This is a genomic window from Streptomyces sp. NBC_01669 (genome assembly GCF_026339735.1).
GTDB lineage: Bacteria > Actinomycetota > Actinomycetes > Streptomycetales > Streptomycetaceae > Streptomyces > Streptomyces yanii.
In genome coordinates, this window is the sequence record NZ_JAPEQG010000001.1 from 1,996,714 (window position 1) to 2,016,792 (window position 20,079).

The 20,079-nt window shown below is 70.0% G+C and carries 20 protein-coding genes; 4 read left to right on the top strand and 16 right to left on the bottom strand.

Annotated elements, in window-relative coordinates:
* Positions 1 to 115 precede the first annotated feature (115 nt).
* The 5 genes from OG972_RS08665 to OG972_RS08685 form a co-directional block, all read right to left on the bottom strand.
* Complete coding sequence (locus OG972_RS08665; protein ID WP_266979794.1) at positions 116 to 643, bottom strand: hypothetical protein; 528 nt, start codon at positions 641 to 643, stop codon at positions 116 to 118.
* Positions 640 to 2,076 carry an ATP-binding protein gene (locus tag OG972_RS08670; RefSeq protein WP_266979796.1) on the bottom strand — a complete coding sequence of 479 codons (1,437 nt, stop codon included), beginning with the start codon at positions 2,074 to 2,076 and terminating at the stop codon, positions 640 to 642. Before OG972_RS08670 ends, OG972_RS08665 begins: the two co-directional genes overlap by 4 nt.
* On the bottom strand, positions 2,073 to 2,756 hold the full coding sequence (locus tag OG972_RS08675) for a response regulator transcription factor (RefSeq protein ID WP_266979798.1): 684 nt from the start codon (positions 2,754 to 2,756) through the stop codon (positions 2,073 to 2,075). Before OG972_RS08675 ends, OG972_RS08670 begins: the two co-directional genes overlap by 4 nt.
* A gap of 99 nt (positions 2,757 to 2,855) precedes the next feature.
* Positions 2,856 to 4,544, bottom strand: coding sequence for a murein biosynthesis integral membrane protein MurJ (murJ, locus tag OG972_RS08680; RefSeq protein WP_266979800.1), 1,689 nt, complete (start codon positions 4,542 to 4,544; stop codon positions 2,856 to 2,858).
* Positions 4,541 to 5,713, bottom strand: a complete 1,173-nt coding sequence (locus tag OG972_RS08685) for a peptidoglycan bridge formation glycyltransferase FemA/FemB family protein (protein WP_266979802.1) — start codon at positions 5,711 to 5,713, stop codon at positions 4,541 to 4,543. Before OG972_RS08685 ends, murJ begins: the two co-directional genes overlap by 4 nt.
* 227 nt (positions 5,714 to 5,940) lie before the next feature.
* Between OG972_RS08685 and OG972_RS08690 the strand changes: the two genes are divergently transcribed.
* Both OG972_RS08690 and OG972_RS08695 read left to right on the top strand, forming a co-directional pair.
* Complete coding sequence (locus OG972_RS08690) at positions 5,941 to 7,167, top strand: Ig-like domain-containing protein (RefSeq protein ID WP_266979804.1); 1,227 nt, start codon at positions 5,941 to 5,943, stop codon at positions 7,165 to 7,167.
* A gap of 140 nt (positions 7,168 to 7,307) precedes the next feature.
* Positions 7,308 to 8,903: a CocE/NonD family hydrolase gene (locus OG972_RS08695; RefSeq protein ID WP_266979806.1), complete on the top strand. Its 1,596-nt coding sequence runs from the start codon at positions 7,308 to 7,310 to the stop codon at positions 8,901 to 8,903.
* Positions 8,904 to 8,962: 59 nt separating this feature from the next.
* On the opposite strand, the gene OG972_RS08700 is transcribed toward OG972_RS08695, so the two are convergent.
* The 6 genes from OG972_RS08700 to OG972_RS08725 all read right to left on the bottom strand — a co-directional run bounded on the left by OG972_RS08700 (position 8,963) and on the right by OG972_RS08725 (position 13,146).
* Entirely contained in the window at positions 8,963 to 9,829 is an 867-nt protein-coding gene (locus OG972_RS08700) for an amino acid ABC transporter permease (protein ID WP_266979808.1), read from the bottom strand.
* Positions 9,826 to 10,470: an amino acid ABC transporter permease gene (locus OG972_RS08705; RefSeq protein WP_266979810.1), complete on the bottom strand. Its 645-nt coding sequence runs from the start codon at positions 10,468 to 10,470 to the stop codon at positions 9,826 to 9,828. The genes OG972_RS08700 and OG972_RS08705 overlap by 4 nt, the downstream gene beginning before the upstream one ends.
* 17 nt (positions 10,471 to 10,487) lie before the next feature.
* Entirely contained in the window at positions 10,488 to 11,399 is a 912-nt protein-coding gene (locus tag OG972_RS08710; RefSeq protein ID WP_266979812.1) for a glutamate ABC transporter substrate-binding protein, read from the bottom strand.
* A gap of 14 nt (positions 11,400 to 11,413) precedes the next feature.
* Positions 11,414 to 12,157, bottom strand: a complete 744-nt coding sequence (locus OG972_RS08715; protein ID WP_266979813.1) for an amino acid ABC transporter ATP-binding protein — start codon at positions 12,155 to 12,157, stop codon at positions 11,414 to 11,416.
* Positions 12,158 to 12,280: 123 nt separating this feature from the next.
* Positions 12,281 to 12,721: a DUF6278 family protein gene (locus tag OG972_RS08720; RefSeq protein WP_266979814.1), complete on the bottom strand. Its 441-nt coding sequence runs from the start codon at positions 12,719 to 12,721 to the stop codon at positions 12,281 to 12,283.
* A 131-nt stretch (positions 12,722 to 12,852) separates the two neighbouring features.
* Positions 12,853 to 13,146, bottom strand: coding sequence for a hypothetical protein (locus tag OG972_RS08725; RefSeq protein WP_266979815.1), 294 nt, complete (start codon positions 13,144 to 13,146; stop codon positions 12,853 to 12,855).
* 370 nt (positions 13,147 to 13,516) lie between these two features.
* On the opposite strand from OG972_RS08725, the gene OG972_RS08730 reads away from it, so the two are divergent.
* Entirely contained in the window at positions 13,517 to 14,749 is a 1,233-nt protein-coding gene (locus tag OG972_RS08730; protein ID WP_266979816.1) for a Cmx/CmrA family chloramphenicol efflux MFS transporter, read from the top strand.
* A gap of 62 nt (positions 14,750 to 14,811) precedes the next feature.
* Positions 14,812 to 15,084 carry a mycoredoxin gene (locus OG972_RS08735; protein WP_266979818.1) on the top strand — a complete coding sequence of 91 codons (273 nt, stop codon included), beginning with the start codon at positions 14,812 to 14,814 and terminating at the stop codon, positions 15,082 to 15,084.
* 61 nt (positions 15,085 to 15,145) lie between these two features.
* On the opposite strand, the gene OG972_RS08740 is transcribed toward OG972_RS08735, so the two are convergent.
* The 5 genes from OG972_RS08740 to OG972_RS08760 form a co-directional block, all read right to left on the bottom strand.
* Entirely contained in the window at positions 15,146 to 15,925 is a 780-nt protein-coding gene (locus OG972_RS08740) for an exodeoxyribonuclease III (protein ID WP_266979820.1), read from the bottom strand.
* Between the two features lie 48 nt (positions 15,926 to 15,973).
* Entirely contained in the window at positions 15,974 to 16,630 is a 657-nt protein-coding gene (locus tag OG972_RS08745; protein WP_266979822.1) for an MBL fold metallo-hydrolase, read from the bottom strand.
* A 13-nt stretch (positions 16,631 to 16,643) separates the two neighbouring features.
* Complete coding sequence (locus OG972_RS08750) at positions 16,644 to 17,906, bottom strand: alpha/beta fold hydrolase (RefSeq protein ID WP_266990354.1); 1,263 nt, start codon at positions 17,904 to 17,906, stop codon at positions 16,644 to 16,646.
* 396 nt (positions 17,907 to 18,302) lie between these two features.
* Positions 18,303 to 18,899: a hypothetical protein gene (locus tag OG972_RS08755; protein WP_266979824.1), complete on the bottom strand. Its 597-nt coding sequence runs from the start codon at positions 18,897 to 18,899 to the stop codon at positions 18,303 to 18,305.
* A gap of 13 nt (positions 18,900 to 18,912) precedes the next feature.
* Positions 18,913 to 20,076 (bottom strand): ROK family glucokinase, encoded by a 1,164-nt coding sequence (locus tag OG972_RS08760; RefSeq protein WP_266979826.1) that lies wholly within the window; start codon positions 20,074 to 20,076, stop codon positions 18,913 to 18,915.
* Positions 20,077 to 20,079: the final 3 nt, after the last annotated feature.

A 20,079-nucleotide genomic window follows, 5' to 3' on the forward strand; every position in this document is an offset into this window, starting at 1 on the left:
TCGCCGGGACAACGCCTTGATCAGCGTGATCGGCTTCGAGCGCCCGGACGGCACTCCGGCCCCGGCCGGGTCGCACCCGGCCGGACGATGTCGTCCCGAGTCCACCCGGGGGCGGTCAGACGGTGCAGTGGGCGGGCCCGACGGAGCCATCGGTGCCGGACAGCGTCACCGCCGCACCCGGATCGGGCACGCCGGAGTGGACTGCCGTGCAGATCAGCTGCTGCTGGGCGAGTCCGGAAAGTCCGGTAACAGGGCCGTCCAGCCGGACCAGCACCCCGCTCCGGGTCACGGCCATGCTCAACCCGACATGGCTCTGGGGGAGTTCCGTGGCCATTCCGGCATCCCGCTCCGTTCTGGAGGGGCCCGCGAAGAGCAGGCCGAGCGCCTTGCCCGACGAGCTCTTCAGATCTCCTGTACCCGAGGACGCGGTCTCCACGGGCATGTCGATCTGCCGTACGACGGGCAGCAGCGTCCCCGGGGATGACGAGGAGACGAAGTACAACAGCATGCCCTCCCGGCTCCCCGCCGCCACGTCCACGGTCGCCGGATCGCCGACCTCGACCACGTCCGAGGCCCGGATGCCGCACCCGGTCACCGGCAGCGCGAACGCCATCAGCGCGACCAGGACGCGCAGCCGCCTCACACCCCCTCCCGTGGCAGCTCGACGGTGAACACCGCACCGCCGGACGGGACGTTGGCGGCGTGGACCGTGCCACCGTGCAGCCGTACGTTCTCCTGCGTGATCGCCAGACCGAGTCCGCTGCCCGCCGACCGGGTTCGTGCCGCGTCGGCCTTGTAGAACCGGTCGAAGATGTGCGGCAGCACGGCGGCGTCGATCCCGGGACCGCTGTCCGCGACCTCCGTCACCAGACGGTCCCTCCCGTCCCGCCGCTCGGTCCACAGCCGTACGGAGACGGGCTCGGCGCCGTGCCGCAGCGCGTTGCCGACCAGGTTGGCGACGATCACATCGAAACGGCGCGGGTCGAGCACCGCCCGTACGCCTTCCGGGAGTTCGGTGGCAACCCGGTCCTCCCACCGTCTGCTCTGCAAGGTCTTGCGGATCGTCTCGGCGACATCGACCTCGTCGGGATGAAGGTCCGCGGCCTTCGCGTCGAAGCGGGAGATCTCCATCAGGTCCTCGACCAGTGTGGCCAGCTTCCCGGTCTCCGCGCTGATCAGCCGCACGGCTGCCGCGGTGTCGGCGTTCAGGTGCGCGGCGTCCTCGTCCAGGACCTCGGTGACGGCGAGCATCCCGGCGAGCGGGGTGCGCATCTCGTGCGAGACGTCGGAGGCGAAGCGTCTGGCCCGTTCCTCCGCCTGCCGGAGCTCCTCCACGGACTGCTGGAGCTTGCTGGACGACTCATTGAACGTCCAGGCCAGATCGGCGAGTTCGTCCGAGCCCTTCACCTCGATGCGGGTGTCGAGCTCGCCTCGACCGATACCGGCGGCGGCCCGCCGCAGATCACGCACCGGGCGCAGCACACTGCGGGCGGCGAGCAGTGCGGGCACCAGCGCGATGAGGAGGGCGGGCAGGGCGCCGTCGCGGGCCGCGGTGACCATGGCGCTGACATTGGCCTCCTCCGGGAGGAGCGGCATCACGGCGTAGAGGACGAGCCCGGTGGGCTGACGCCCCTCGCCCTGGTCGAACATCACGGGCATCCCGATCGTCAGCCAGGGTTTTCCGTCCTTGACGACCCGCTGGAACGAGGCGTGCGCGGTATTCCGGGCCGCATCGCGCAGTTCCGGTGTGATCACGTTGGAGACGGACCGGTCCGAGGACGAGACCCTCAGGTCCGCGTATTCGGCGAAGACGATCCAGGTGTGCGGCTTGCCCTCGCGGGCGAGCGTCTGACACATCGTCCGGAGCCGGGGCGCGTCGACGGGCAGGGACACCGCCTGCGCGGTGATCCGGTCCCGGAACTGGGCCACCGCCGTGTCCTGCGCCTGCTGAAGGATCGCGGACCGGGCCTCGCGGTAGGTCAGGGTCGCGGTGGTGACCGCGCTGATCGCCGCGACCAGCAGAAAGGCGGATATGAGACGGATGCGCAGGCCGAACCGGGCGGCGAGAAGCCTCATTCGAGCGGCCCGAATCGGTAGCCGAAGCCACGGACGGTCTGGATGTAGCGGGGGCTGCCTGCCACGTCCTCGATCTTCTGCCGCAGCCGCCGCACACAGGCGTCGACGAGCCTCGCGTCGCCGTGGTAGCTGTGCTCCCACACGTATTCGAGGAGTTGCTGCCTGCTGAAGACCTGCTCGGGCGAGGCCGACAGGTACAGCAGCAGCTTCAGTTCGGAGGGGGCGAGCAGGAGGCGTGCCCCCGCCTTGGCGACGGACAGCCCGGCGCGGTCGACGGCGAGTTCGCCGTGGAACTCGATGCCGCTGCGCCCGACCGGCTCGGCGAGCCGTCGCAGCACGGCCCGGATCCTGGCCTCGATCACCTCGGTACGGGCGGGTTTGACGATGTAGTCGTCGGCCCCGGCCTCCAGTCCGACGACCACGTCGAAGTCGTCGCCGCGTGCCGTGAGCATGATGATCGGCAGCTGGCTGGACTCCCTTATGCGACGGCAGACCTGGACGCCGTTCATGCCGGGCAGCATCAGATCCAGCAGGACGAGATCGGGCCGGAACTCCGCCAGCGCACCGAGTCCCGCCTCCCCGCTCTCCACGGCCCGGAGTTCATGCCCGCGCCGACGCAGCCCGAGCTCGACCCCTTCCCGTACGGAGGGGTCGTCCTCGATCAGAAGCACACGCGGCATGGCACCAGTATCCCCACGATCACGATCAAACCTGTCCGGCACATCAAACCCCTCCGGCCATGGGGAACCGGGCGGCAGCCGGACGCGAACGCCACGCTCTCACCGGCCCCCGACCCCCCGGATCCGCGCACGCCCCGCACCCAACATCGCGCTGACCTCGCTCAACCGCAGCGGCCGGGCCAACATCCCCACCACCCCCAGCAGCACTGCCGTACCCGCCCCCGCGGCCGCGAAGTCCCCGAACCCGTCGCACGCCCGGGCCACCCCGTACGCCAGCGCCCCCGCCGGCACACACGCCACCACCAGCCGTGCATGCGCCCACAGTCCGGCCGAGCGCCACAGCACCGACCGCGCTCCCCCGGCGCCTTGAGACACCCTGCGATGCAGCACATACCCCGTGACCGCGAACCCCGCGAAGAGTGCCACCGAGTACGCCCCCGCCATCCCCGTCACCGCCCACCGCGCAGGCAGCATCAGATAGGCGAGCGCCGACAGCCCGGCATTGAGCGCGGCGATCACCAGGTTCAGGAAGAACGGCGTACGGGTGTCGCTCATCGCGTAGAACCCACGGGACAGCACGTACTGTCCGGAGTACGCGATGAGCCCCGGCGCGAACGCCATCATCATCCCCACCATCACCGCGATGTCGGCGTCGCCGGTACGGCCGTATCCGAACACGGCCCCCATCACCCACGGCGCCAGCGCGAAGAACGCACCCGCCGCGGGCACCACCACCGCGGCCGTGGTCCGCAGCGCGTACGAGACATCGCGGCGCACCCCCGCGAGGTCGCCGTCGGCCGCCGCCCGGCTCATCCGCGGCATCAGCGCCGTGACGAGCGAGACGGTCACGATGCCCTGCGGCACCACCCACAGCTGAAAGGCGTAGCTGTACGCGGTGTAGCCCGCGCCGCCCACCACCCCTTGCTCGACGGCGTGCTGTCCGGTGATGGTGGAGAGCCGGGTCACCACCCAGTAGGCGCCCTGGTTCGCCAGGACCAGCATGACGAGCCATCCGGCCGACCTCAGCGGGCGGGTCAGACCGCTCCCCCGCCAGTCGAACCGGGGTCGCCAGCGGAACTGCGCGGCCCGCAGCGCGGGCACCAGGGCCAGCGTCTGCACGACAATTCCGGCGGTCGTCCCCCAGCCCAGCAGCCGGGCATGGGTGGCGGTCAACTCCCCGCCGGAACCTGCCACGACCGCCAGATAGAGCCCGAACACCGCGATGATGACCACGTTGTTGAGGACTGGGGTCCACATCATCGCGCCGAACCGGTTCCGGGCGTTGAGTACTTGGCCGAGGAGGGTGAAGAGCCCGTAGAAGAGGATCTGCGGCAGGCAGTAGCGGGCCAGCGCGATCGTGAGCTCCGCCTGCTCCCCGGAGTAGTCCGTGTACGTGCCGACGATCAGCGGGGCGCCGACGACCGCGAGCGCGGTGAGGGCGACGAGGCCGACGGTGCAGACGGTGAGCAGCCGGTCGGTGTACGCGGCGCCGCCGTCGCTGTGTTCCCTGGCGGCCCGCACCAGCTCCGGGACGAACACGGCATTGAGGGCCCCGCCGATCAGGAGCATGTAGAGGATGTTGGGGACGGTGTTGGCGACCGTGTAGCCGTCGGCCGTGAGTCCGGTACCGAGGGCGGCGACGACGACCGCCGAGCGTATGAACCCGGTCGCCCGCGAGACGACCGAGCCCGCGGCCATGACGGCGCCACTGCGCAGCACCGATCCCGGCTTCTGCTGTCCCCCCGGCCCCTCCTGCGCGACCGCCCCGGTCGTCTGTGCGGCGGTCATCGGCGGGCCAGGTACGCCTGGAACGCCCTGTACAGCGTGTTGTTGGCGGCTCCGCCCACCGATGTCTCCCACTCCCCGAGGGTCTCGACGACCTGCCCGCCGGTGCCGAGCTTCCAGCGCAGCAGTCCGAAGGAGCGGACGCCGGGGTCAAGGGTGGAGGGTACCCCGCGCATGTCGTACAGCTCGGCGCCGAGGGCGTGCGCATCGAGCATCATCCGCCACTGGAGGGCGTTGCTGGGGCGGACCTCGCGCCGGTGGTCGGCGGACGCGCCCGTCTGGTACCAGACCTGCCGCCCGGCGCTGATCATGGTGTGCGCGGCGAGGATCTCGCCCTCGTGGACGGCGAGATAGAGCTGCATCCGGCCGGGCTGTTCGGCGTTGAGCACGGCGTACTGCCGCTGGTAGTACGCGAGGGAGCGGCCGAGCCGGAAGCCGTCACGCTCCTCGGTGATCCGCAGCAGCCGGTGGAACTCGGGCAGTTCCGCCGCGCCGCCGACGACGATCCGGACACCGGACTTCTCGGCCTTGCGGACATTGCGGCGCCACTCCTGGTTGAGTCCCGCCCACAGCTCGTCAGGGGTGCGTCCGGCGAGCGGCACCTGGAAGACGTAGCGCGGCTGCGCGTCGGCGTCGTTGCCCGCGTCGCCGTCCCCGCCGCACCGACGCCAGCCGCGCGCCCGGAGCCGGTCGGCGACCGCGGTGCCGAGCGGGTCCGCCTCCGTCGCCAGTACGTCGCGGATCTTCCGGCCGGGCCCGGTGGCCGCCTTGAGCCGGGCGGCGTCCCAGCGGCGGTACGCCGGTGAGGGCCCCATCCGTACGGCGAAGGCGCCCGCCTTCCGTAGATACGCCGTCAACGGCCGCAGCCAGCGGTCGATCTCCGGATCGGCCCAGTCGGCCACCGGCCCTTCCGGCAGATAGGCAAAGTATTTGCGGGTGCCCGGGAATTGCCGGTAGAGGACCAGGGAACTGCCGGCCAATTCGCCGTCGGCGCCGTGCCATCCGACCATTTCCGACGTCCATTGGTCCTTCACTCCGGCCCAGGACGGATACTGCAGAAAGCTCGCCCCGGGCCGCGCGGTCACACCCGCCCGGTGCTCGGCGGCGGTGAGGCTGCGTATCCGCATCCCCTGTTCACCTCTGCGGTCACCGGTCGCGAGCAGCGCTGACATGTCCGTGGCCCTCCCCTGGTCCCGCCCCTCCACTCGGCTCTGCGGGGCTGCACAGGATGCTCACAGCGGTCCATGACGGGTCCGAGCGGCGCATGTGACCGGACCATGACCGTTGCGCTCCATTCCTTGTCACACAACGGAATCCATGGCTTTTCGGGGATTTGAGGATCCTAAAGTCGGGTGAATGCCTCTCCACCGGTGAGAAGCACAGCCCTGGAGGTTTTTCGTTGTTCTCTGCACGCCGGCACATACGCCGTACCGCGCCCTTGGCCCGCCCGGCCCGGCTCACCCTGATAACCGGAACGGCGGTGCTCGGCGCCGCCCTGACCGCCTGCTCCGGCGGCGCTGCCGCATCGGACGCCGGTTCCGGATCCGGTCACGCAGCCGGGACTTCTCAGGCTCCGGACACCAGGATCTCGGTGAACCTCCAGGGCTCCGGGGCCACCGCGGGCAGGCCGGTGAAGGTGACGCTGGCCGACGGAAAGCTCAAGACGGTGAAGGTGACCGCCACCGAGGGCGACGCGCTCACCGGCCGGATATCCGGCGACGGCCGCAGCTGGACCTCGGACCGGGTCGCCGCACCCGGCACCGAGTACAGCGTCGAGGCGACGGACACCCGGGGTGGCACGGACCGCGCCGGCTTCTCGACAGCCGAGGCCGACAAGGTCAACAAGCTGACGCTCGCCCCCGGCAAGAACACCACGGTCGGTATCGCCCAGCCGCTGTCGATCGTCTTCGACAACCCGGTGAAGGACAAGGCCGCAGTCGAGAAGGCACTCAAGGTGTCCACGTCGAACAACACCGAGGGTTCCTGGGGCTGGCTGCAGGACTACTCCGGCAAGGACCGCGTCGACTGGCGGCCCAAGGACTACTGGAAGTCCGGTACCCGCGTCACGCTCGACGCCGAACTGGACGGCATCAACTCCGGAACGGCCGGCGGCTGGTTCGTGCGCGACTACCGGACGACCTTCACCATCGGCCGCAACCAGGTGGTCAAGGTCGACCTCGACCGTCACCGGCTGGCGCTGCACCGGGACGGGAAGACAGTCATGGACGTGCCGATGTCGGCGGGCACCCCGGGCGGCGAGAAGGCGTCCTGGCGGGGCACCGCCGTACTCATGGCGAAGGAGGGCACGATCAACATGCGCTCCGAGACGGTCGGTCTGGGCGATGCGTACGACAAGATGGTCGACTCGTCGATGCGGCTGACCTGGTCGGGGATGTACGCCCATGCAGCGCCGTGGAACGCCGCGTACTTCGGGGTCGCCAACCACAGTTCCGGCTGTGTGGGAATGAGCAATGCGAACGCCGCCGAGCTGTTCGAGAAGGCGCAGGTCGGCGACCCGTTCGAGATCAGCGGCGCGGACGCCAAGGGGACGGTCGCGGTGGGCAACGGCTACGGGGCGTGGAATGTGACCTGGGCCGACTGGCAGGCGAAGAGCGCACTCAGCTGACCCGTCGCCCTGCTCTCGGCCGCTACTGACATTGCGTCCAACAATCGTTACCCTCACGCAACTCACCGGGGAGTTACCAACGGTAAGTGACTGGGGTTACCGTCGGGTCACTTTGCACTGACACGCGTGAGGAGTGACCCGTGGGACGTCCGTACCCGGCTCTGCGCACCACCGCTGCCCTCGGAACCGCCGCCGTCCTGATCGCCGGAGCCGCCCTCGGCGCGGCCCCGGCGGCCGTCGCCGACACCCCCGCCGCGCCCGTGGCGGATTCCGCCCCGAGCCTGACGTTCCACGACATCCCCGGCTCCGGCGGAATCACGCTCAAGGGCAATGTCTTCACGCCCGCCGGTGCGAAGGCCGGCGAGAAGCACCCGCTCATCGTGCTGCCCACCAGCTGGTCGATGCCGCAGATCGAGTACCTGGCGCAGGCACAGCAGCTCGCCGACTCCGGCTACGTGGTGGTCAGTTACACCTCGCGCGGCTTCTGGCTCTCCGGCGGGAAGATCGAGGTCGCCGGTCCGCCGGACATCGCCGATGTCTCCGCCGTGATCGACTGGGCGCTCGACCGGACGCCGGCCGACCCGCAGCGGATCGGCATGGGCGGAGTCTCGTACGGCGCGGGCATCAGCCTGCTGGCAGCCGGACACGACAAGCGGATCAAGGCCGTCGTCGCGCTGAGCGGCTGGGCCGATCTCATCGACTCCATCTACAGCGGCCGCACCCAGCACCTCCAGGCAGCCGCGCTGCTCGGCGGCGCCGGCCTGCTCACCGGCCGCCCGAGCGACGAGCTCAACGAGACACTCACCGACTTCCTCGGCTCCAACCTGGCCAAGGAACAGGACATGATCGCCTGGGGGAAGAAGCGCTCCCCCGCCACATATCTGGACGAGATCAACGCCAACGGCGCCGCCGTCATGATGGGCAACGCCTGGGGCGACACGATCTTCCCGCCCAACCAGTACGCCGCGTTCTTCGAGAAACTCAGCGGCCCCAAGCGCCTGGAGTTCCGCCCCGGCGACCACGCCACCGCCGAGGCCACCGGGCTGCTCGGTCTGCCCAACGACACCTGGACCGACGCCCACCGATGGTTCGACCGCTACCTCAAGGGCGAGCGCAACGGCATCGACCAGGAGCAGCCGGTGCAGTTCAAGTCCCGTACGGACAGCGGTTACGAGGGCTACCCGGACTGGAAGTCGGTCGGCGCCGCCAAGGAGCGGCTCGCGCTCGGCGGTACGGAGAAGATCTACGCGAACATCGACTCGGGCGCCAATGGCGGCATCACCCTGCTGTCGAACGCCCTCGACCAGTTCGTGAAGCTGCCGCCGGTCGCCTCGATCCCGCTGCTGCCGCGCACCTTCGCAAGCGTCTGGCAGTCCGAGAGGTACGGCTCCGCGCGGCACATCCGGGGCACCGCGAGGCTTCACACCGCGGTCACCAGCAACAAGGAGAGCGGCACCCTCGTCGCGTATCTCTACGATGTGGGGCCGCTCGGCCTCGGCAAGCTGGTGAGCAACGCCCCCCATACCTTCCACGGACAGCCTCCGGGCCGCCCGTTCGCCGTCGACCTGGAGCTGTTCTCCACCGCGTACGACGTCCCGGCCGGTCATCGGCTCGCCCTGGTGATCGACACCGTCGACCCCCTGTACATCGAGCACAACCCTGCCGGCGCACAGCTGACCTTCTCCTCGCCGGGCGCGGACCCCTCGTACCTGTCCGTCCCGTTGCGCGAGAAGTGATCACCGGCTGCTGCCGGGCGGGTACCGCTCCTCCGGACCGCCGTACGGCCGGTCCCGGGCTACTTCACTCCCGGCAGCAGCGTTCCTGGTTCGGCCGGTGCGACTTCCACGGCTTCCGTCTTCGGACTGCGCCGCTCCCGCTTGGCCACCCAGGTGGCGAACCAGGAGAGCAGCATGCACATCCCGATGTAGATCGGCGAGATCACCATCACCACGGGGATGAAGGGAAGATCGTAGTCGAGGTTGGACGCGATGAGTTTGCCCGCGTGGAGGAACTCCTCGTAGGTGATCAGATAGCCGAGCGAGGTGTCCTTCAGGGCCACCACCAACTGGCTGATGATGGTGGGCAGCATGGCGCGGACCGCCTGAGGGGCCAGCACGAAGGTCATGACCTGCGTCTTGCGCATCCCCAGTGCGTACGCGGCCTCGCGCTGGCCGCGATCCACCGAGTTGATGCCGGTACGGAACACCTCGGCGAGCACCGAGCCGTTGTAGAGGGTCAGTCCGGCGACCAGCGCGGGCAGCGGCTGCACCTTCAGCGCCACGAAGATGAAGAAGATCATCACCAGGACGGGCATGGCCCGGAAGAACTCCACGACGAGCGTGGCCAGCCAGCGCACCGCCCGGTGTTCGGAGAGCCGGCCGACGGCGAGGACCGCCCCGAGAGCCAGTGAGAGCACCGCCGCGTAGGCGAAAGCCTTGAGTGTGTTGCCGAGTCCGCGCAGCAGGAGTTCCTGGATGCCCTTGTACTCGAAGGGGGTCCACTTGGCGCTGGTGAACTGCTCGGTCTCGACGAGCAGATAGATGATCCAGCCGACCAAGGCAATGATCACGGCCGTCGAGACGATTCCGTACACGAAGTGGCGTTTACGGGTCCGCGGGCCCGGGATGTCGTAGAGCGCGGAGGCGGCCGCCGTCTGGGTCATCGGGCCACTCCGTAGCGCTTCTCCAGCACGTTGAAGAGCGCGCTGATGGACAACGTGATGATGAGGTAGCCGACGGCGATCCAGACGAAGGTCCAGATGATGCTGTAGCCCAGCTCGTTGAGGGTCTTGTAGGTGCCGAGCAGTTCGGTGACGCTGAACGCCCCCGCGATCGCCGAGTTCTTGGCGAGGGCGATGAGCGTCGAACCGACCGGTGGGATCACCGAGCGGAACGCCTGCGGCAGCACCACGTTGCCCAGCGTCTGCCCGAAGGTCATTCCGAGACTGCGGGCCGCCTCGCCCTGCCCCTGCGGCACGGTGTTGATGCCGGAGCGGAGCACCTCGCAGATGAACGCGGAGGTGTAGCAGCCGAGTGCGAGGATCGCGAAGACCTTGAACGGCAGGACCAGACCGAAGCGCGGCAGACCGAGCAGGACGGCGAAGAAGAGCAGGGTCAGCGGGGTGTTGCGCAGCACCATCACCCAGACCGTGCCGAACACCCGCAGCGAGCCGACCGGCGCCACTCGGAACGAGGCCATGACGAGGCCGAGGACCAGCGCCAGGATCGAGGCGTAGACGGTGAGTTCGAGGGTGCCGAGGAAGCCTTTGCCGTAGAGCGAGAAGTTCTCTGTGAGTACGTCCATGGACGTGGCCCGTCCTCTCAGGTCGCCGGGTAGCGGTCGATGGGCGGCGGAGTCGGCGCGGGCACCCCGGACAGGCCGAGCGTGGCCTCGAACGCCTTCTTCCAGTTGCCGTTCTTCTCGTTGGCCTCAAGGGCGTCGTTGAGTGCGAACCGGAGCGCGTTGTCGCTGCGCTGGACGCCGATGCCGTAAGGCTCCTCGGAGAACGGCTTGCCGACCACCTTCAGCTCCTTGGGCGCCTTGGCCGCGAAGCCCAGCAGGATGGCGTCGTCGGTGGTGACGGCGTCGACCTGGTACGTCAGCAGGTTGTCGACGCAGATCGAGTACGTGTCGTACGCGACCAGGATCGCCTTCGGGTAGTCGGCCGCGATGCGCTGGTACGGGGTCGAGCCCGCGGCCGAACAGACGGTCCTGCCGGCCAGGTCCTGCGGGCCGTTGATGTCGTGCTCGTCCGTGCGCACGAGCAGGGACTGACCTGCCATGAAATACGGCCCGGCGAACCCGACGAGCTTCTTGCGCATGTCGTTGATGGTGTAGGTGCCGACGTAGTAGTCGATCTGCCCGTTCTGCAGCGCGGTCTCGCGGTTGGCGGAGGCGATCGTCTTGAAGTGGATCGTCTTCGGGTCGAAGCCGAGCGAGGCCGACATCATCCGGGCGATCTCGATGTCGAATCCGGAGTAGATGCCCGTGGCCGGGTCCTTCTCGCCCAGATAGGGCTGGTCCTCCTTGGCCCCGACCCGGAGGTATCCGCGCTTCTTGGCCTTCGTCCAGGTCTTCGATTCGGGCAGCCGGAACGCTGTGTCGACCTTGTAGACCGGCAGCTGGCCGGGCTTGGGCCCCTTCACCGGAGGGCTGCCCTCCTTCCCGCAGCCGGCGGCGAGGACGGCCAGCAGAAGGCCCGCGCAGGCGGCCAGAAGTCTTCTCGTACGCAACAGGGGGCCTCCCGTCAGTGCTTGAGGATCTTGGACAGGAAGTCCTTGGCCCGGTCGGTCTCAGGGGCGGTGAAGAACGCCTCCGGGGTGCGGTCCTCGACGATGCGGCCGTCGGCCATGAAGACCACGCGGTTGGCGGCGGACCGGGCGAACCCCATCTCGTGGGTGACGACGACCATGGTCATGCCGTCCCGGGCCAGCTGCTGCATGACCTCCAGCACCTCGTTGATCATTTCCGGGTCGAGCGCCGAGGTCGGCTCGTCGAAGAGGAGGGCCTTGGGGTCCATGGCGAGGGCGCGGGCGATGGCCACCCGCTGCTGCTGACCGCCGGAGAGCTGGGCGGGGTACTTGTCCGCCTGGGAGGCGAGCCCGACCCGCTCCAGCAGCTCCCGGGACCGCAGGTCGCACTGGTCCTTCTTGCGCTTGCGGACCTTGAGCTGGGCGAGCGAGACATTGGCCAGCACGGTCTTGTGCGCGAAGAGATTGAAGGACTGGAAGACCATCCCGACTTCGGCCCGCAGCTCCGCGAGTCCCTTGCCCTCCTCCGGGAGGGGCCTGCCGTCGATGGCGATGTAGCCCGACTCGATCGTCTCGAGCCTGTTGATGGTCCGGCAGAGCGTCGATTTGCCGGAGCCGGAGGGGCCGATGACCACCACCACCTCCCCGCGGCCGACGGTGAGATTGATGTCCTGCAGTACGTGCAACTTTCCGTAGTACTTATTGACGTCCCGCAGCTCGATCAACGGATCGACGGCCATACGCTGCCCTACCCACTTATCGCTGTGTCGAGGTCAGCGCAAACTATCCATCCCGGCAAGGGACTTCGTACCCGACACGCACAAATGGGGTATAAGGCGTTTTATTAGGTTTTGGCGTTTCGCCTACCCTTCGGCTGACTCCGCGTACACCTGCGAGAGCTCAGGGCTGCCGGCCATCGCCCAGTCGAGCCCTGCCTCGACGACATCGATCTCCCGCCCGGAGGCGAGCCGCACCACCGGCTGCCCACTGGGCCAGATGCGCCAGACGGCACCGGGGACGTTCCGCACCAGGACCGTGCCGAGGTACAGACCGGCGTCGTTACCCAGCCAGGGCAACTCCTCGGGGTCGTCCCGCCAGCGGGGCGGCAGTTGGTCGAGCGCCGTCAACGAGGCCGGAGTGTCGTCGAGTTCGAGCCCTCGCTGCCCCGCTCGGACACGCAGCAGCTCACACTCCGCGAGCAGCTCGGCCACGCCGTCCGGGTCGGCCTCGACGGCGGCCGCGAGGCCCGCCCCGCGCCTACCGTCGTGACGCTTACGCCAGTTGTCCAAGAAGGGGATGTTCATGCCACTCAGGGTCGCATCCCAGCCCGGTTACGCACCACAGGGCGCGCGGCCTGTCGTTCGAGTGCTGAACCAGGTGCGCCCGCCCACCCGTGCGCCGCCGCGCGCGCCGCCCGCAACCGCCGGGCAGGCCGTCACACCCGCCCAACCCGGCCGCCGGACGGCGGGCCGCGGCCCGGGTCCGGCGCAAGGACGGCCAGCAGCTCGTCGGCGAGTTCGCTGTCGACCGGCCGGCGGGTGGCCAGGACGCGGTACCAGAGAGTGCCGAACACGATGTCCAGCACCGTGGACGGAGCCGGACTGGCCGGCAGGTCGAGGCGAGTCGACTCCCGCAGCGTCAGGCCCGTCGGACGAGTCATCAGCACCTGCGCACCGACGAGCTCGTCCGCCATGACCGCGCAGCCCACCCAGGTACGTGTGCAGGCCATTCTCTTTGAAAGGGGTGGAGGCGGAGTGATCCCGACTGGTACGTTCGCGATCATGTCCAGCCCCGAGGCGAACAGAGACTAGCCACCGGTCCCGCCGGTGGCTGACCCGCTGTCGAGTCGATCCCGCACGGCCGATCAGGCCGGAGGATCGCTTCTGCCCGGCTGCCACCGCAGGACCACCGCAGTGTGGGCTGCGCTTCCCCGTATGCGTTCGCGCGCTGATTCCCGGCCACGACGCTGCCCGCCGCGTTGTCGCGTCACGTCCATGAACAGGCCTGACGCTCTTCCGCGTTGCCGCTCGACCCGTCGGGCGGGCGCGGCCCACACCCCCTGCCTGGTCCGTCCATCAGTCTGCCCATGGGGTTTCTTCATGCCATTTGCTGTCTACGCGCTCGGGCTCGCCGTCTTCGCCCAGGGCACCTCCGAGTTCATGTTGTCCGGTCTGGTCTCGGACATCGCCGACGACCTGCACGTATCCATCCCGGCCGCCGGCCTGCTGACGTCGGCGTTCGCGGTCGGGATGGTCGTCGGCGCACCCGCGATGGCGCTCCTCAGCCGGAACTGGCCCCCGCGTCGCGCGCTGCTGTTCTTCCTCTCCGTCTTCACCGCCGTCCATGTCATGGGCGCGGTCACACCCGGCTACGGCCTGCTGCTGGCGACACGGATCGTCGGAGCGCTGGCCAACGCGGGTTTCTGGGCCGTGGCGCTGGTGACCGCGGTCTCCGTGGCCGGACCCGGCGCCCGGGCACGCGCCACGTCGGTGGTAATCGGCGGTGTCACCGTCGCCTGTGTCGCGGGGGTGCCCGCCGGTGCGGTTCTGGGCGGGCACTGGGGGTGGCGCGCTGCGTTCTGGGCCGTGGCCCTCGTCTCCGTACCGGCTCTTGCGGTGATCGCCAGGACGATCCCCGGCGAACGGGCCGCGTCCCACGCGGTGGGCGGGCGTGCCGAACTGCGGTCCCTGACCGAGCCGCGGCTCGTCCTCACCCTGCTGACGAGCGCGCTCGTGCAGGGCGCGACCTTCTGCGCGTTCTCCTATCTGGAGCCGCTGGTCACCCGGGTCACGGGGGTCGGCGCCGGGTGGGTGCCTGCCGTGCTCGCGCTGTTCGGGGTCGGCTCGTTCCTGGGTGTCACCGTCGCGGGCCGGATCGTCGATGCGCGGCCGGTCGCCGTCACCACCGCCGGGCTGGTGGCGCTCACCGCCGGTTGGGCCGGGCTGGCACTGACCGCGGGGAACCCGGTCGCGGTCGTCGCGCTCGTCCTGGTCCAGGGCATGCTCGCGTTCGGCACCGGAACAGCGCTGATCTCGCGGGTGCTCCAGTCGGCGTCCGGCGCGCCGACGCTGGCCGGCTCGTTCTCCACGGCCGCCTTCAACGTGGGCGGCGCGCTGGGGCCTTGGCTCGGCGGCATCACGATCGATGCGGGGCTCGGCTTCCGGTCGCCGCTGTGGGTGAGTGCGCTGCTGATGCTCCTGGCGATCGGCGCCACCGCAGCGTCGTCCGTATATGACGCCCCGCCCGGCGCTGAACGGGCGGGGCGGTCCGAGTCTTCGCAAGCAGCCAGCAAGCGGGACAATGACAGGAATCACCGTATCGGCGGCCACTGACAATCGGTCCGGGCCGCATCTGAGATGCTCGCCCTCGCACGTGGGCGAACAGGGGGAAGCGCATGACCGAAGACCGCGACGGCATGGTCGTCTACTGGCGGCCCGGCTGCCCGTACTGCATGAAGCTCCGCCTGCGGCTCCGCTTCAGCCGCCTCACCTACACCGAGGTGAACATCTGGCGGGATCCCGAGGCGGCGGCGTTCGTCCGCTCGGTCGCCGACGGGAACGAAACCGTTCCGACGGTGTCCGTGGCCGGGCACGCGATGGTCAACCCGTCCAAGCGGCAGGTGCTCGACGCGGTCCGGGCCCACGCGCCGCAGCTGGAGGCGTCGTAGGTCCGGACCTGATCAAGGCGCCATTGTGCGCCAGGAGCAGCGGGACGTCACCGGCCGGCGGTCACAGATCCAGATCGACGACCACCGGCGCATGGTCGGACGCGCCCTTGCCCTTGCGCTCCTCACGGTCCACATAGCTGTCCTTGACCGCCGCCGTGAAGGGGGCGTTGCCGTAGACCAGGTCGATCCGCATGCCCTTGTTCTTCGGGAAGCGCAGCTCGCGGTAGTCCCAGAAGGTGTACGGGCGGTCGTACTTGAGCGGGCGCGGCATCACGTCCGAGAGGCCCTCCTCGCGGAGGGTGGCGAGGGCGGCACGCTCGGCGGGGGTGACATGCGTGGCGCCCTCGAACAGGGCGGGGTCCCAGACGTCCTCGTCGGTCGGCGCCACGTTGAAGTCGCCGAGGACCGCGAACGGCTGGGAACCCGCGGCGTCGGGGCCGACCGCCTTCTGCAGGGCCTCGAACCAGCGCAGCTTGTACGCGTAGTGCTCGTGGGCGATCTCACGGCCGTTCGGCACGTACACCGACCAGAGACGGACCGGGCCACAGGTCGCCGAGATCGCCCGGGGTTCCTGCACGCCCTCGTAATCGGGGCCGCCGGGCAGCCCCGTGACGACATCGGCCAGGCCCGCCCGGGAGACCAGCGCGACCCCGTTCCACCGGCCCGTGGCGTTGACCGCAGACTCGTAGCCGAGCTCGCGCAGCTCGTCCGCCGGGAACTGCTCGGCCGCGCACTTGGTCTCCTGGATGCACAGCACATCCGTGCCGGTGCTCTCCAGCCAGGCCAGCAGCCGGGGGAGGCGGGCGGTGATCGAATTGACGTTCCACGTGGCGATGCGCATGTACGTAAACCTAGCGGCTCCCGCTGACAGTCGCCGGACCGGCGCCGGTCACAGGCCGGTCGAATCACCCGGGGTCAGCCGGCCGTGCTCGGCGCCGCCGAGGCTGCCGATCTGCCGGTCGTAGACCGGGCGGGCCAGATCGGCGAGCAGCGCGTCGTGGATGTCGATGGCGCGCCGCGGCTTGACCTCGCGTACGTAGTCGATGACCTCGGAGATCTTGTTCCAGGGAGCCATCACCGGGAGCATCAGGGTGTCGACGGGGTGGTCGGGGACGGTGAGCGCGTCGCCCGGGTGGAAGAGCGAACCGTCCACCAGGAAGCCGATGTTGGTGATCCGCGGGATGTCGGGGTGGATCACCGCGTGCAGCTCGCCGTGCACCTGTACGTCGAACCCGGCCGCGGAGAAGGTGTCCCCGTGTCCGACGGTGTGGACACGGCCGGGGAAGGCCGCGGAAAGCTGGTCGGCGACGCTGCGCAGGGTCCAGATCTCGGCGGCCGGGTTGGCCTCCATACCGGCGCGCAGCCGTCCCTCGTCGAAGTGGTCGAAGTGCTCGTGCGTCACCAGCACCGCGTCGGCGCCGACGGCTGCGTCCTCCTCCGAGAGGCCGCCGGGGTCGATGACGAGCGTCCGCCCGTCCTTCTCCAGACGGATGCAGGAGTGCGTCTTCTTGGTCAGGGTCAGGTGCACGGGGTTCACAGCGTTCATGGGCCCCATCCTGCTACGGGCGGGGCGTCGTTTCTTCCTGAATCACGGACTGGGCGATCGTGAACGCGGCACCCGCGGCCGGTATGCCGCAGTAGACGGCGGTCTGCAGCAGCACCTCCTTGATCTCCGTGGGCGTCAGCCCGTTGCGCAGGGCGGCCCTGATATGCGCGGCCAGGCTCTCCAGATGACCGGAGGTGACCAGCGCGGTGAGCGTGATGCAGCTGCGGGTGCGGCGGTCCAGGCCCTCGCGGGTCCAGGTCTCCCCCCAGGCGTAGCGCGTGACGAGCTCCTGGAACTCGCCGGTGAACTCGTCGGAGGCGGCCATGACCCGATCGACATGGGCGTCGCCGAGCACTTCGCGGCGTACCTTCATGCCCGGTTCGTACGGGTCGGCGCGGCCGCTGGTCGCGGCCTCCGGCTGATCCGTCGCGGGGGCGATCTCCGCGATGGGCAGCACGGGGGCGGAGAGCGCGGGACCGGTGCCCGGGACGGGGATGGCGGCGAGGGTGTCCTGCCAGCTCGTCGAGAAGTGGGTGACGAGCAGGTCGGTGACGGCGGCGGGCTGCTCGACCGGGGCGAGGTGCGAGGCCCCGGGTACGAGGGCGAGCCGGGCGTCCGGGATGCCCGCGACCAGGGTTCGGGCCTCGGCGGGCCCGGTGACCCGGTCCTCGGCGCCGACCAGCACGAGGGTCGGGACGCCGATGCGGCTGAGCTCGGTACGGATGTCGAAGGCGGCGAGCGCTTCGCAGGCGGCGATGTAGCAGCCGGGGTCGGTGGTGCGGACCATCTGGACGGCCCACTCGACGATCGCGGCCTGGGCGGCGGCGAAGCCGGGGGTGAACCAGCGTTCCGGCGCGCTGCGCGCCATGGGCTCCAGGCCGTTGGTGCGGACGACCACCCCGCGCTGCCGGAACTCGTCGGCGCTGCCGAACCGGGGTGAGGCGGCCACCAGGGCCAGCGAGGCGACCCGGTGCGGATGGCGCAGCGCGAGGTCGGCGCCGATCGCGCCGCCGATGGAGCAGCCGGCGTACGCGAAGCGCTGGACGCCGAGACCGTCGAGGGTGGCCAGCAGCCGGTCGGAGAGTTCAACGACGGAGGTGGCCGGGTGGGCGGGGGCGCCACCGTGGCCCGGCAGGTCGAAGCGGAAGATCCGCCAGTGCTGGGAGAGCTCCGGTATCTGCCGGTCCCACATGTGCCAGGTGGTGCCGAGCGAGGGGCCGATGACGAGGACGGGGGCGTCCTGCGGCCCGTCGAACCGGTACTGCAGGGTGTGCACCGGCTGCGTGTGGGAGGCCTGCCGGGGCGGGGCGGGCTGCGTCGGTGGCGCGGGCTGCACGGGTGGCGCCTGCCGGCCCGGCGGCACCGGCTCCAGGTGTGCGGCCTGGAACGGGGCGTGCTCGGGCTGCGCGTGCGACGGCGGCGCCGATGTGGTCTGCGGTCCGTGGAACGGATCCACCGGCTGGAGGTGCAGCCCGGGCTGCGTGCCTTGCGCGGCGGCGTACGGATCCACGGGCTGCAGGCCCGGGAACGGCTCCACCGTCTGCGGCCCCTGGAACGGCTGCGCCGGTGGTGCGGACTGCGGCCCCGGGAAGGACTGCGCGGACTGCGGGGTCTTCGTCTCACTTACATCGCTCACTCGCTCCAGGTTAGTGAGCGCCCTGTCAGCCTCCGGTCAGGGGGTGGCCGCAGATACGACATATACGACAGGGGCTGCCGGATCGGTCATGTCGACACTGATGTTCTGGGTGGGACGCGGGTCCTTGTTGGTGTGCGTGGTGCCCGCCCAGTCGGCGCCGGGGCCGAAGTACCAGCCGGCGATCTTGGTGTCGCGGGCCCCGATGGTGACCTCGCCCTCCTGCAGGGCGGCGCGACCGCTGCCGAGACGGCTCAGGAACCGGTCGAGCCCGGCGGACGACGTGCGGAACTGCACGTACATCCGGCTGGCCTTCCAGTTGTTGGTCTCGTAGTACTGGACGTCCAGGGCGTTGCCGGGGATCGGCAGTTCGAAGATCCTGCGCTGCATCCGGGACGGCCAGCCCTCGCGCATCCCCTGCGCGGCGGCCTCGGCCTCCTTGTCCTGACCGGAGCGGCGGCTCTGCCCTGCGGAGATCAGCAGATAGCCGGCCGGGACGCCGATCAGCAGCACGATGATGGTCGCCGTGATCAGGCGCCGGCGGATCGTCCGGCGCCGGTCCTGCGGGGGCCTGCCGCCGTCCTCGCCGGGCGGCGAGGACTGGCGCGGCACAACGGGGTGCTCGGCTGTGGTCATGTTCTGGGAATCCCTAGGAGGTGCGGGTGTTGCGCGTGGAGCGGATGGTGTTCGCGGCCTGGTCGTAGATCTGCGCATACCGCTCGTACCGCTCGACGCGACGGCGGTTGGTGCGGCGGAACCTCCGCGCGACCAGCCGGGCCAGGTCGGCGGCGCCGACCATACCTGCCTCCGGGCCGAGCTGCGCCTTGGCGATCCGGGCCTCGGGCCGGTAGCCGCGGCCGGTGAGGTGGCGTTTGAAGGCGTCCCTGGCGGGGCCGATCAGCAGATCGTCCGCGGCGCTCACACCGCCGCCGATGACGAAGCAGGAGGGGTCGAGCGCGGCGGCCAGATTGGCGATGCCGACGCCGAGCCACTGGCCGATGTCCTGGAGGAGCTCGATGCACATCGCATCGCCCTCCCGGGCCAGTTCGGTGATGAGCGGCCCGGTGATCTCAGGGATGTTCCCCTTGACGCGCTCGATGATGCCGTGGGCGACCGGGGAGTCCGCGGCGGCCAGCTCCCGGGCCTCGCGGACCAGGGCGTTGCCGGAGCTGTACTGCTCCCAGCAGCCACGGTTCCCACAGGGACAGCGGTGCCCGCCGGGCACCACCTGCATGTGGCCGAACTCACCGGCGACGCCGTACTTGCCGCGCTTGACCTGACCGTCCTCCAGGATCGCGCCGCCGATGCCGGTGCCGAGCGTGATCATGACCAGATGGTCCTCGCCGCGCCCGGCGCCGAAACGCCACTCCGCCCAGGCGGCGGTGTTCGCGTCGTTGTCGACCATGACGGGGACGACGAGGCGCGAGGCCAGGGCGTCCCTGAGGGGTTCGTCGCGCCAGGCGAGGTGCGGGGCGAAGAGCACCTTGGAGCGGTCCGCGTCGACCCAGCCCGCCGCGCCGATGCCGACGGCGTGCACGTCGTGCCGGTCGGAGAGATCGAGGACCAGCTCGACGATGGTGTCCTCGACGACCTTGGGGCTCTTGGACTTGTCGGGCGTCTCGGTGCGCAGCTGCTCCAGGATGTTGCCGTCGGCGTCGACGACGCCCGCCATCACCTTCGTACCCCCGATGTCGATGCCGACGGTGGGCACCCGGGGCGCGGTGAGGTGCGAGCGCCGCTCACGGGTGCCGACGGTCCGCAGGACGGTGGCGCGGGCGGAGCCGCGGTGTGTGAAGTCGCGGTACGTGCTCATCGT